Below are 12,727 nucleotides of genomic sequence, written 5' to 3' on the forward strand. Positions count from 1 at the left end.
CCGGGGACGATCCCCCGCTATTCCCTTGCCCCCGGGGCCAGGCGTGCCCGCAGGTACTCGATGCCGGCCGGCATGAACGACAGGGCGACGATGCCGATCAGCACGACCGACAGATTTTTCTTGATGAATTCGACATTGCCGAACAGGTAGCCGAGAGTCGTCAGCCCGCCGACCCAGAGCACGGTGCCAAAGACGCTGAAGGCGAGAAAGCGGAGATAGGGCATCTCGCCGACCCCGGCGACGAAGGGGGCGAAGGTGCGGACGATCGGGACGAAGCGCGCCATCGTCACGGTCTTGCCGCCATGCCGGTCGTAGAAGGCATGGGTCCGTGCGAGATAGTCGCGGCGGAAGATCTTCGATTGCGGATTGGCAAAGAGCTTTTCGCCGATGAACCGGCCGATGAAATAATTGCTGGAATCGCCGAGGATGGCGGCGGTCATCAGACACACGATCAGCACCGGCAGTTCCATGCCGCCGGTGGCGGCGATGGTGCCGGCGACAAAGAGCAGCGAATCTCCAGGGAGAAAAGGCGTCACCACCAGGCCGGTCTCGCAGAAGATAACGGCGAAGAGAATACCATAGACCCAGATGCCGTAACTGTCCACCAGTTGCGCCAGGTAGATATCAAGATGGAGAAAGATGTCGATCGGGTTGAATTCCATTGTACTCCTGAGGATAGGGGGATGGACCGGGGTTGGTATCTGCAAACAGCAAACGGGAAAGGCTTTCGTCAGACAGCCCTTCCCGTTTGTTATCAAACGTCAACGGAAACGATCACTTCCCCTGATACGGAACGAAGCGGCCATCCTTGACGGTGATCATCGTGAAGGCGTCCAACTGCAGGCCGCTATGGTCCTGAGCCGAGAAGTTGAACTCGCCGGCGGTGCCGAAATAGCCGGTCAGATTCTCGATGGCGTCCCTGACCTTCGCCTTGTCGAGCCCCGCCTTGGCGATCGCCAGATCGAGGATCATCAGCGCATCGTAGGAATGGCCGCCAAAGGTGCTGATGTCCTCCTTGAACCGCGTTTCATAGCCCTGCTTGTACTTGAGCAGGAACTCCTTCCGGGGGCCGTCGGGCAGACTCTCGGCAACGATCAGCCGGCTGGCCGGAAAGATGATCCCCTCCGCTGCTTCCCCGGCCACCTCGACATACTTGACATTGGCGAAACCATGGCTCTGGTAGAGCGGGATGTCCCATCCGGCCTGGCGGATATTCTTGGCCAGGATCGACTGGGCCGGGACGATCGACCAGTTGACGACGGCCTGCAGCCCTGCAATGGCCTTGATTTTCGCCACAACGGCGCTCAGGTCCTTGGCATCCTTGTCGTAGACCTCGGTGGCGAGGATCTCGATCCCGAATTCCGGCGCCAGCTTGGTCAGCTGGGCCTTGCCGGCGTTGCCGAAACCGTCATTGCCGGCCAGCACCGCCACCTTGGTGATCCCCTTCTGCTGCATGGTCCGGTAGATCTGCCGCGCCGCCAGGCTGTCGTTGGGGGCTGTCTTGAAGACGTAGCGGGCGACCGGGTTGACGATCAATTCGGCCGAGGCGCAGGAGATCAGGATGGTACCGGCCTTTTCGCAGATATCCTTGATCTTCAGGGTCTCGCCGCTGGTGGACGGGCCGATGATGGCGAAGACCTGTTCCTCTTCAATCAGCTGTTTGGCGAAGGAAATCGCCTTCTCCGGACTGCCGCCGCTGTCCCGGATGACCAGCTTGATGGGATTGCCCTGGATTCCTCCTCTGGCATTCATCTCTTCCGCCAGCATCTGCAGCGACCGGACGCCCGGGCCGCCGAGCAGAGAGGCCGGACCGGTCTCGGCCAGGATCGCCCCGATCTTCAATTCGGCCGCCTGCAACGGCAAAACAAGGACGAGAAAGACAGCAACCGACAACAGACACCGGGGAACCAGCAGTTTCAACCATCGCATCATCATTTCCTCCTCTGAAAGAGCAATAAACCGATTCACACGCCTCGTACGCCATCAGCTCCGTTTACCAGCTTCGTACTGTATAGTACAGGTCCTTAAAATCGGCAAGAAATTACCAGTTGACATCCGATGGCCGTTTTCTTCGAAACCGGTAACGCGAAAAAGCCGCCCGGCCTTGCGGCGGGACGGCTTTTCGCTTGTCGGATGATCCGCTGGCGTTCAGCGAATCGCGGCCCGGTCGGTCAGGGCCTCGGTCCAGCGCCGTTCGACGACTTCTTCGGTGGCGTAGTCGGGCAGCAGGATCGGGGCGATCGCCGGATCCTCGATACCGGCCGCGGCCAGCTCCTGCTCGAACTTCATTACATGATCGAGGCTCAGCCCCTTGAGGGTCACACCACCCTGGATGTAGGTGGCGGCATTGCGGCCGGCCCGCCGACCGAAGGTGATGATGTCCTGGAGGCTGTTGCCCATCAGGCGGTTCTCGCCGTGGACGCCGCCGATCGCCTCGCCGGCGCCGTACAGGCCGGGGATGATCGTCTCGGAGTCGCCGTTGACGTTGATGCCGCCGTTCTGATAGTGCAGGGTCGGGTAGACCAGCATCGGCTCCTTGCTGATGTCGATGCCATGGCGCTCGAACTGGATGAACTTGGCCGGCAGCTCCTTCTTGACCGTCCCCGGTCCATGCAGTTCCTCGATCATCGGCGAGTCGAGCCAGAGACCGACCCGACCGGTCGGGGTGATGATCCCCTTGCCGACGTCCATGGCCTCGCGGATCAGCTCGGCCGACTCGACGTCGCGCGGCTCGAGCGGGAAGCAGAACTGTTCGCCGTCGATGTTGAGGACATGGGCGCCGAGACCGCGGACCTTCTCGGTGATCAGCAGGCCGACGTTCTGCTCGGGATAGGCGACGCCGGTCGGGTGGTACTGGGTGGAGTGCAGGCATTTGTTGCCGACCCCGGCCCGGTAGGCCATGACCACACCGTCCATCGTCGCCCCGTAATGGTTGGTGGTGGCGAAGCCCTTGATATGGAGACGACCGAAGCCGCCGGTGGCGATGACCACCGCCTTGGCCCGGACGACGGAGAATTCGCGGGTCTCCATGTTCATCAGGATGGCGCCGGCGCACTTGCCCTCTTCGTCGAGCAGCAGTTCCACCGCCGGATGAAACTCGAGGGTGGTGATCAGGCTGGAGCGGTTGCGGACCTCGTCGCGGATGACCCGCATGATCTCGGCCCCGGTCATGTCGCCGGCCGACTGCATCCGCTTGCGGCTGGAGCCGCCGAAGTGGCGGGAGTCCATTCGTCCTTCCGGCAGCTTGTTGAAGATCATGCCCAGGCTCTCGAGCCAGGCGATCGACAGCGGCGCGTCGTGGGCCAAGGCCGCCACCAGATCGCGCTGGTTGGTGAAATGACCGCCGCCGATGGTGTCGAGGTAGTGGTAGTAAGGAGAATCGCACTCCTGGGTCGCCCCCTGGATGCCGCCCTCGGCCATGATCGTGTTCGAGTCGCCGTGGCGCAGTTTGGTGGCGATGATGACCCGGCAGCCGCCCTGGCTGGCCATGATCGCCGCCGAAGTCCCGGCCCCGCCGCCACCGAGCACCAGCACGTCGGTGTCGAAATCGATCGTGCGCAGGTTGACCTTGTCCGGCCTGACGATGGAGCGTGATTCCAGCAGCCGGGCCACGCCTTCCTGGAAGGTGTCGCCCTTGTTCGGTCCGACCTTGACCGTCCGTTTGGCGTCGGACTGGTAGTCGGGGTGGTATTTGCTCAGGACCTGCTCGCGCTCGGCCATGGTCAGGGCCGGATAATTCTCGCCGCGGCGGGCCCGGGCGAGCCGTTCGGGACGGGTCGCCTCAACTCTCTTGATCAGTTCCTTCATTTCCGGGGTATATGCCATTGTCGTTCTCCTTGATCCCAAACGATTATCGGTGATTCTACAGGTAGCGGGTTTCCTTGGGCTGCCATGCGCCGGGGGACGTCATATCCGGTTCCCGTTCCCGCTCGACATAGCACTTTTCCAGGTCCTCCCTGCTCATCGCACTCAGATCCTGGAGCATGGCGTCGTACTTGCCGGACTCGATCTCCTCGACCCTCTGCCGCAGATGCTCGGCCCGCGGCTGGATATAGCGGCCGTAGACCCGGCGGGCCAGCTGGGCGATATGGTACTGCGGGATCTCGCCCATGCAGCGGCTGGCGCAGAGGCCGCACTGGATGCAGTCGAAGGACAGTTCCGCCGCCTTCTTGATGTTGCCCTGCTTGAGGGCCGAGATGTAGCCGAGGACATCGACGTCCATCGGGCAGGCCTTGGTGCAGAGGTTGCAGGCGACGCAGCGGAACAGCTCGGGATAGAGGGCGTGGATGGCCTCGGCGGCGCCGCCGATCTCCTCGATGTTGTACTCGGCGCGGTTGGCCGGGAAGAACGGGATCTGCGCCAGGTACATGTTGGCCTCGACCACCGTCTGGCAGGCCAGGCCGTAATGGAGCTTGTAGTCGCCGGCAATCCGATAGACGGTCGGGCAGGCACCGCAGATACCGCCGCGGCAGCCGGCGCCGCGGAGGAACTTGAAGCCGGCAAACTCCATCGCCTTCATGATGGTCAGGGTCTCCGGCACATCGTATTTCTTGCCCATGATGTAGATCGGAATCGTCTTCGCCCCTTCCGGCAGGATCGCCCGGTCGCCGGTCGCTACACGGATGGTCTTCTTCGTCGTGGTGTTGTCAACGTCACACATTGTCGTTATCTCCAGTTACTCGATGATATCCCGGTTGTGCCGGAAGCCGGCGTCACGCCGCTCAGGCAGCGACCAGGCAGTTCTTGGTTTTCAGCAGATCAAGCGATGCCGGATCGTTCAGCTCGAACAGACAGGACTCCGGGGCCACGCCCAGGGCCACCGCCAGCAGCTGGGTGAAATAGAAGGTCGGCACCGCCGTGGTGATCTGCCCCGCCTCCAACAGCCGTCCCTGCTGCTTGCCGAGGTTGTATTCGCAGAGCGGACAGCTGGTCGCCAGGGCCTCGGCCCCGGCTGCCGCCGCGCGGTCGACAATGACCGCCGCGGTGCTCCTCGCCCCGGCCTCGCCGTTCAGCACCTGATAGGAACCGCAGCATTTGTCGGCCGCATCGAACGGTGTCACCGTTGCCCCGAGGGCCGTAAGCAGCCCGGTCATCAGGTTGAAACTGCCGAAGGGTTCGATACCGACATCGGCGGGACGCTGCAAGGTGCACCCATAATACGGGGCGACCCGCAGTCCCTCCAGGGGCACCCTGACCTTCTCCCGTATCTTCTGCCAGCCGACCTCGCGCTCGAGAAAGGTCAGCATGTGGACGACTTCCACCTCGCCGGCGTAGTCGATCTCATCGTCCATGAAGCGGTTGATGGTGTCGCGTTTCACCGCGTCATCGCGCATGATCCGGTTGGCCCGGGCCAGGGTGTTGTAGCACATCGAACACAGGGTCAGCAGCTGCGCCGCCCCCTTTTCCTTGGCCCGGATCAGGTTCCGCACCGGTCCGACCTGATGAACGAGGTCGTCCGCCGTCAATGAAAAAACCGCGCCGCAGCAGTTCCACCTGTCGATCTCCTCCACGTCGATACCAAGGGCCGCCAGCGCCGCCACCGCCGCCGCCTCGAGATTGGCGGCCTTGGACTTCAGGGTACATCCGGGATAATAGCTGATTTTCATGGGTCTCCCTTAACTCGTCAGTTTTCTGAAAGCGGCGACCATGGCGATCTGAGGAAGTTCGGCGATCCTCTCCGCCGGCAGCGCCGATGGCTCGATATAGTTCTTGTTGGTACGCAGCACCCGCTGCCTGAGGGCCTCCATCACCTTGGCGATATCGATGCCCCGCGGGCACCTCACCGTGCAGGCATGGCAGGAGGCGCACTTCCACCAGGTATTGCTGTCGCTGAGCCGGTCCAGCATGCCGAACTGGGCCAGGTGCATGACCTTGCGGGGGGAAAGATCCATCTCCGCCGTCATCGGACACATACCGGTGCAGGTCGCGCACTGCATGCAGAGCTTGACGTTTTCTCCGCTTAGCTCATTGAGTTGCTCGATCGATTTGGTTGAAATTGTCTGGGCGGTAATTGTCAGTGTCATGTTTGCTCTCACAGATGATGCTGATAATGGTCCGTTCGAATCCGACGCCGGCTCACAGCTGATTGCCGGCAAGAGACGCGTCTAACACATAATGGTGACGAAGGATAACAAGATTACGCGGTCTGCTACCTGCCAGGCTGACGCAGTTCTCACCCAAAGCACCTGAGGAGGGAAAAGCGCCCGAGACCCAGCCCGCCTTCGCGAGCCCGCCTTTGACGCCCAATCAATCCTTTAACAAATAGTCCTTGAGAATTCAAGCAGGAATTTGTCACCTGTTTCCGGCGTAGGTCAGCCAACCCGGATAGTACAATCCCCACCGGATGGCAGCGGCCCTGAAGGCGAAAATTACTGAAATGGCAATGAGTTGTCCATATCCACCGGCACCGAACCAGTCGTGGCAGACGACAAAGAACGAGCAACCGACGATGACCGGGGTGGCGTAGAGCTCGCGGCCGAAGAGCAGCGGCATCCGCGCCGTCAGGATATCGCGCAGCATGCCGCCGGAGATGCCGGTGATCATGCCCATCAGCACCGCCACCGGGCCGGAAAATCCCAGTAACAATGTTTTTTCGGTCGCCAGCACCGCAAACATCGCCAGACCGAGTCCATCGGCATACTCAAAAAGCTGGAAGGTCCTGCTTATTTTCGGAACCAGGAAAAACGCGGCAATGGAGGCGCCGGTCGACACCCGGAGATAGGTGAGATCGGCGATCCAGTAGATCGGGTTGACATCGAGGATGATATCGCGCATAGTGCCGCCGCCGATAGCCGTTACATTGCCGAGGATGACGATGGTGAGAATATCCATGCCCTTTCTGCCGCCGGCGACCACGCCGGTGACGGCAAAGACCGCGAGGGCCAGCATGCCGAGAGTGTAGGTCATACCTGATTTGGGATTATCCAGTGTGAATGAAGTGCTCTACCAGGCGGTACCGGCGGGTTGACGTGACGTCCCCTCCTCGCATCCATCGAAGGCGGAACAGGAATCGTCCGCCGGTTGCGACCCGACTCCGCTGCCCGAGGTCGCCGGCGACGAGCCGGCGGGGTGGTCAACAGGCTGATCCTTCGGACATCTCCGATCGAGATAACCGCGGATCGGCCCTTCTCCTTTCAAGATCAGGATACCGCCGGCATCTTGCGCCAGCAGCACCGGTATCTCAGCGATGCCGAGCGTCCGGAGGAAATTCTTGTTCACCTCCGGAGAAAAGGAAGGGGCCATCTGCAGTCCGGGAAAATCAAGGTCCTGGATATGATCGACTGGTTGGAAGCGGACCGTGCAGCTGTTTCGATCCTTCAGGGTCTCGATGATTTTCTCACAGTACAGGCAGGAGGAGGAGAAGAAGAGGGAAATCTTCGGTCCCGTACCTGGACGCAATCCGTACGTCCCTTGGGTCAGAGGCGCATCCTCGGCCTGGCCGGCAGATGCCGATTGGAATTGCAGACCGGAAAAAACGACGAAGACGCTGGCGAGTATCATGAGACCGGTGCCAAGCTGTTTGAATCCGACCGCAAGATTCAGGAAAAGTACCAGCGCCAGAATTACAACACAGTACATGCAGAATGCTTCCGAGATGTAAAACTGGAAGGAGACAAGGACTCCCTCGCAGGCCATGCCGGCAAGGAGCATCACCTTGATCGCCTTCATGACCGTGCCGGGATTTTTTTTCTCGAGCACCATCCCCCAGAAAACAGCCTGAAAAAAGACCAGGCCGGCAAGATTAAAAACGATCGGGGAAACTGTTGTCAGGCTTTCGACCACCCTGCATCCATCGCCGATGCATATGGCGTCACCTGTAACGAGTATAAGTACGGTCTGGGTTGCCGTTAACAGGCTACCGAGAAGTGCTATGAGAAGTATAATCATCGATGTACGGGATTTGCTCCAGATATTGCCGTAAGGAAAAGCGTTGTCGAACATAGCCTTTTACCGCATAACGACCCACAGGTCACAGAAATTCCATTCTGCACTCCCAGCTTATCAAGGTTATCGCCCCAAATGGGGTCAAGCGGCCCTCCATGTTGTCACGGTCAACCCGCCAGGTGACTCCCACGATGGCGCCCTGCCACCATGCAATATGGTCGCGCCGGGTTCTCCCGGACTATCCGACCGGAGCTCCTGCCCGGTGTCATACGAAACATATTGATGCCGACAGAGTGGTTCTCGTCAACCTTCGATTTTTGTGGTGAAGTTGGTGTTTCCCCCGTTGTTTGCCTGCAGAAGGAGAAGACAAGAACGGTGGGAGGACAAGAGGAGGGACGGGGCGTCGTGAACGCCTGGCTCAAATGAATTGATCAGAAACAGGGTTCCTCGCAGCAGGCCGCCTGGATCGTCATCACCGGGCAGGTCGCCATCCGCACCACCCTGTCGCTCACGCTGATGCCTTCCTCCGGGGAATCCTTACGGCCGTATGTCGGGATGACGATGAGATCGACCTGCCTTTCGAAGGCGGTTGTGACTATCTTTTCCACCGGTTCGCCGACGGTGACCAGGGTCTCCCGAAGCAGGGAGATCTCCCCCTCATCCGTCATCCAGGTCCTGAACATCTCGATCAGCGCCTTTTCTTCCCGTCGCACAATAATTTCCCATGACATACCGGGGATGGAAAGCAGTTCATCGGCTGTTTCACGGCGGATGACATGCAGGAGCAGGAGGTCGGCACTCAGCGGTGCGGCTAGGGCTACCGCCCAGCTGATGGCTTCACCGGTGCAGTTGGAATAATCGGTCGGCACCAGGATCGCAGAAATTCTTTTTCCCATACGCACCCCCCCTTCCACATGTTTGCGGACTCCACCCTCTTGCCATCCCGCGACAGCATACAGGACATGGAAATCGAACCCTTGTATTCCCGTTGCAAAATCCAGCCGAGCATATATCCGGCTATGATGCAGTATAGCATACTTCCTGACAGCGCTGAAAGAGTGTCGAAATATTATCAACCCTGTGTCAGTGCAGTGCGGTTCTGAATCCGGCGAAGGCGGTGGATGAACCCGGGAAGGGAAGAGGGGGCGGAGTCCATGTGGCCTTACATCGAGCGGGGAGGATTATTGCGGCGGGAATTGAGTCAACTGGGGCAACTCGCAACCGACTGCCGCTTGTTTGTATTGGAGGGGGATGAAGACCGACCTTTGCAGATTTGATCATCCTCGAATCGGAGCAGCGCGTCGTCTCCCATTCCGACCGGAATGCAGGCAGGTTGATCTGCGGCAGGACGTGCACCTGAGGTCCGGCCAATCCGAAAGACAAGGGGGATACCGGTAATGCCGGCGCCCGGGTAACAGCCTTGATATTGGCACGGGTCGCATTGTCAGCTCAGCCTGAAACGGCGACCGGCCTGGTGGCTGACCCCAGTTGAACAACGGAAGGGGCAGTTGGTTCAAGCGCCATCACAACCGCTGTCAGTTGAATCGATCAGTCCGGCCCACAGCGACCGGGACCGGAACATCCGACGATTTCCGGATCAGCAAACCAGCCACAATGGCGCTGTCGACAGAAGTCCGGCGGACAGGATGAACCCCATCCGCCGGGCAGGCAAAACCTAAATATTCTGCACGTAGGGACGGATTTTCTCCAGTTTCTTCTCTCCAATCCCTTTCACCTCGACCAGGTCCTCAACTTTCTTGAACTGCCCCTTGTCCTTGCGATAAGCGACAATGGCCTCAGCGGTCTTGGGTCCGATACCGGGTATCTTCGTCAGTTCATCGACATCGGCCGTGTTGATATTGACCTTGGCCGAAACTGCCGGCATTGGTTCCTCCGTAGCCACCTGTTGCTTGTCATCTTTGCTCGCAGCCATCGCCGGAGAAAATGAGAATACGACCATCAGGGAAAGCAGTATCGCAACAACCGTCTTCATCTTGTTCATAAATTTGTCCTCCGAATTGATCTCCTTGTTTAGCGCCGCACCCAATACGTTCAATCCCGGCCAGGAAGGGATTTCAGGACAAATACGAAGAAAATCGGAGAACGAAACCACATGTCCCGCCATCAGATCGTATCTCCTGAAACTACGAGAGGATAGGGAACCAATCTGACAATTTCACAACAACTTGCTGGAGGAATCAAATTTCTCTCAAAAAAAATGCCCGGAAAGGAACCAGGTTCCCTCCGGGCAGCAAAGTGAAATCGTGTCGCTGAACGTATCGTCTTCTCAGAAAATCGACTTCATTGACCGCATATGGGAGCGCAGTTCCTCGCCGACGGCCTCGACGGTGGTATAGCGGATCGCCTCGTTGACCTGAATCAGCTCGATATTGTCCACTCCGCAGTCGTTCAATTCGAGCCCGCTGCCGATGACATCGGTGTCAAGGGTCATCATGAAATCCTTCAACAGCGGCACCGCGGCATGGGCGAACAGGTAGTTGCCGTATTCGGCGGTATCGGAGATAACGACGTTCATCTCGTACAGTTTTTTACGGGCGATGGTGTTGGCGATCAGCGGCACCTCATGGAGCGATTCGTAATAGGCCGATTCTTCCTTGATCCCCGCCGACACCATGGTATCGAAGGCCAGTTCGACACCGGCCTTGACCATGGCGATCATCAGGAGGCCGTGGTCGAAGTATTCCTGCTCGGGGATGTCGGTCGTCATCGAGACGGCCTTCTCGAAGGCGGTCTCCCGTGACTCCTTGCGCCATTTCAGCAGCTTGGCGTCGTCATTGTCCCAGTCTTTCATCATCGTCTTCGAGAATCTGCCCGACATGATGTCGTCCATGTGTTTCTCGAACAGTGGCTTGAGGATCTCCTTCAGGTCCTCGGCCAGGTAGAAGGCCCTGATCTTCGCCGGGTTCGACAGGCGATCCATCATGTTGGTGATGCCGCCATGCTTCAGGGCCTCGGTGACGACCTCCCAGCCGTTCTGCACCAGCTTCGAGGCATAGCCGGAATCGATGCCCTTCTCGATCATCTTGTCGTAGCAGAGCAGCGACCCGGCCTGCAGCATGCCGCAGAGGATGGTCTGTTCGCCCATCAGGTCCGACTTGACCTCGGCGACGAACGACGACTGCAGGACGCCGGCCCGGTCGCCGCCGGTAGCGCAGCAGTAGGCCTTGGCCAGCTCCCAGCCCTCGCCCCGCGGATCGTTCTCCCCATGGACGGCGATCAGGGTCGGCACGCCGAAGCCGCGCTTGTACTCCTCGCGGACCTCGGTCCCGGGGGCCTTGGGGGCCATCATGATGACCGTCAGGTCGTCGCGGATCTTCATCCCCTCCTCGACGATGTTGAAGCCGTGCGAATACGACAGGCAGGCCCCCTTCTTCATCAGCGGCATGACCGCCGCTATCACCTTGCTGTGCTGCTTGTCGGGGGTGAGGTTGATCACCAGGTCGGCCTTCGGGATCAATTCCTGGTAGGTGCCGACCTTGAAATTGTTGTCGGTGGCGTTCTTCCACGACTGCCGCTTCTCGGCGATCGCTTCGGCGCGCAGGGCATAGGCGACATCGAGGCCGCTGTCGCGGAGGTTGAGCCCCTGGTTGAGGCCCTGGGCGCCACAGCCGACGATGACGATCTTCTTTCCTTTCAAGGTCTCGACGCCGTTGAATTCAGAGGCATCCATGAACCGGCACTGAGACAGCTCCTTCAGTTGCCGACGCAGCGGCAGGGTATTGAAATAGTTCGTACTCATTTTTTTATCTCCTCGTTTTTGGATTATTTTCGGTCACTGACAGGCATCATACCTGTCAAGAGGATATATTGGCAAAGATCTATTGCGTCAAGTGATTTGTTCGTGATATTGTATTGCATCTCTTGCAACAGAAACCCCTCACCTGCCCGCCCCATCACCGATGGATATTCATGAACTGAAAATCTTCAGGCATCTGGCCCGTTCTCTCCATTTCGGCCGAACCAGCCAGGCCTGCAATATCACGCCATCCGGCCTCACCCGAACCGTTCAGCGCCTCGAGAACGAACTGGGGCGGCAGCTGCTGTTCCGCGATCGACGTTCGGTCAGCCTCACCCCGGCCGGCATGATCTTCCGGGAGTATGCCGAAGAGGCGATACAGCAATGGAGCAGGCTGCAGGCCAATCTCGCCGGAGACCGTACACTCGCCGGCGAGATCTCCCTCTACTGTTCGGTGACGGCCATTCTCAGCATCCTGCCGGATATCTTTGCCCGCTTCCGCAAGGCCCACCCCGAGGTCCTGATCCACCTCCAGACCGGCGATGCGGCAATGGCGATCGGCAAGCTGCAGAACGGCGAGGCTGAAATTTCCGTCGCCGCCCTGCCGGATCACCTGCCGCTGCAGTTGGAGTTCATCGAGCTCATCCGAACCCCGTTGATCTTTATTCGACCCACCCATTCCCCGGATTCGGTCATCTATGACAAGGGCTTCATCGACTGGCGGAAAACCCCTGTGATTGTGGCTGAACGCGGTTTGAGCCGGCAACGTGCCGATCGCTGGTTCAGCGAGAAGGGCATCCAGCCCAACATCTATTCCCAGGTCGCCGGCAACGAGGCCATCATCGCCATGGTGGGCATGGGCTGCGGGGTCGGCATCGTTCCCCGGCTCGTCCTCGAAAAAAGTCCCCAGCAGGACCAGGTGACCATCCTCGACGTCTCGCCGCAACTCGAACCGTTCCGTGTCGGCGCCTGCACCCTGGCCAGAGGCCGGCGCAACCCGGTCGTCCAGTCATTCTGGCGGATCATCGATGCGGAGATTGCGGCGAGGCAAGCCACCGCCACAGATTCTTGAAAACCTTCTCCCCA

At 59.5% G+C, this 12,727-nt stretch carries 12 protein-coding genes; 1 reads left to right on the top strand and 11 read right to left on the bottom strand.

Annotated elements, in window-relative coordinates:
- Positions 1–17: 17 nt before the first annotated feature.
- The 11 genes from ACWGKN_RS15020 to ilvC all read right to left on the bottom strand — a co-directional run bounded on the left by ACWGKN_RS15020 (position 18) and on the right by ilvC (position 11,644).
- Positions 18–662 (bottom strand): DedA family protein, encoded by a 645-nt coding sequence (locus ACWGKN_RS15020; protein WP_035227448.1) that lies wholly within the window; start codon positions 660–662, stop codon positions 18–20.
- A gap of 112 nt (positions 663–774) precedes the next feature.
- Entirely contained in the window at positions 775–1,935 is a 1,161-nt protein-coding gene (locus tag ACWGKN_RS15025) for an ABC transporter substrate-binding protein (protein ID WP_035227446.1), read from the bottom strand.
- 213 nt (positions 1,936–2,148) lie between these two features.
- The gene (locus ACWGKN_RS15030; RefSeq protein ID WP_035227444.1) at positions 2,149–3,825 is read right to left on the bottom strand and encodes an FAD-binding protein; all 1,677 of its coding nucleotides are present in this window, start codon (positions 3,823–3,825) and stop codon (positions 2,149–2,151) included.
- Between the two features lie 37 nt (positions 3,826–3,862).
- Positions 3,863–4,660 carry a 4Fe-4S dicluster domain-containing protein gene (locus ACWGKN_RS15035; RefSeq protein ID WP_452095555.1) on the bottom strand — a complete coding sequence of 266 codons (798 nt, stop codon included), beginning with the start codon at positions 4,658–4,660 and terminating at the stop codon, positions 3,863–3,865.
- A gap of 61 nt (positions 4,661–4,721) precedes the next feature.
- Positions 4,722–5,606: a heterodisulfide reductase-related iron-sulfur binding cluster gene (locus ACWGKN_RS15040; RefSeq protein ID WP_452095556.1), complete on the bottom strand. Its 885-nt coding sequence runs from the start codon at positions 5,604–5,606 to the stop codon at positions 4,722–4,724.
- 9 nt (positions 5,607–5,615) lie between these two features.
- Positions 5,616–6,023 carry a 4Fe-4S dicluster domain-containing protein gene (locus tag ACWGKN_RS15045; RefSeq protein ID WP_035227441.1) on the bottom strand — a complete coding sequence of 136 codons (408 nt, stop codon included), beginning with the start codon at positions 6,021–6,023 and terminating at the stop codon, positions 5,616–5,618.
- A 268-nt stretch (positions 6,024–6,291) separates the two neighbouring features.
- Complete coding sequence (locus tag ACWGKN_RS15050; protein ID WP_035227440.1) at positions 6,292–6,906, bottom strand: trimeric intracellular cation channel family protein; 615 nt, start codon at positions 6,904–6,906, stop codon at positions 6,292–6,294.
- Between the two features lie 36 nt (positions 6,907–6,942).
- Entirely contained in the window at positions 6,943–7,782 is an 840-nt protein-coding gene (locus tag ACWGKN_RS15055) for a hypothetical protein (protein ID WP_452095557.1), read from the bottom strand.
- Positions 7,783–8,315: 533 nt separating this feature from the next.
- Positions 8,316–8,780, bottom strand: coding sequence for a universal stress protein (locus tag ACWGKN_RS15060; RefSeq protein WP_035227438.1), 465 nt, complete (start codon positions 8,778–8,780; stop codon positions 8,316–8,318).
- Between the two features lie 779 nt (positions 8,781–9,559).
- Entirely contained in the window at positions 9,560–10,009 is a 450-nt protein-coding gene (locus ACWGKN_RS15065) for a ComEA family DNA-binding protein (protein WP_052159733.1), read from the bottom strand.
- Between the two features lie 162 nt (positions 10,010–10,171).
- Positions 10,172–11,644: a ketol-acid reductoisomerase gene (gene ilvC / locus ACWGKN_RS15070; protein WP_452095558.1), complete on the bottom strand. Its 1,473-nt coding sequence runs from the start codon at positions 11,642–11,644 to the stop codon at positions 10,172–10,174.
- A 160-nt stretch (positions 11,645–11,804) separates the two neighbouring features.
- On the opposite strand from ilvC, the gene ilvY reads away from it, so the two are divergent.
- Complete coding sequence (gene ilvY / locus ACWGKN_RS15075) at positions 11,805–12,713, top strand: HTH-type transcriptional activator IlvY (RefSeq protein ID WP_035227434.1); 909 nt, start codon at positions 11,805–11,807, stop codon at positions 12,711–12,713.
- Positions 12,714–12,727 lie beyond the last annotated feature (14 nt).

The sequence above is a fragment of the Desulfoprunum sp. genome, from assembly GCF_053613775.1.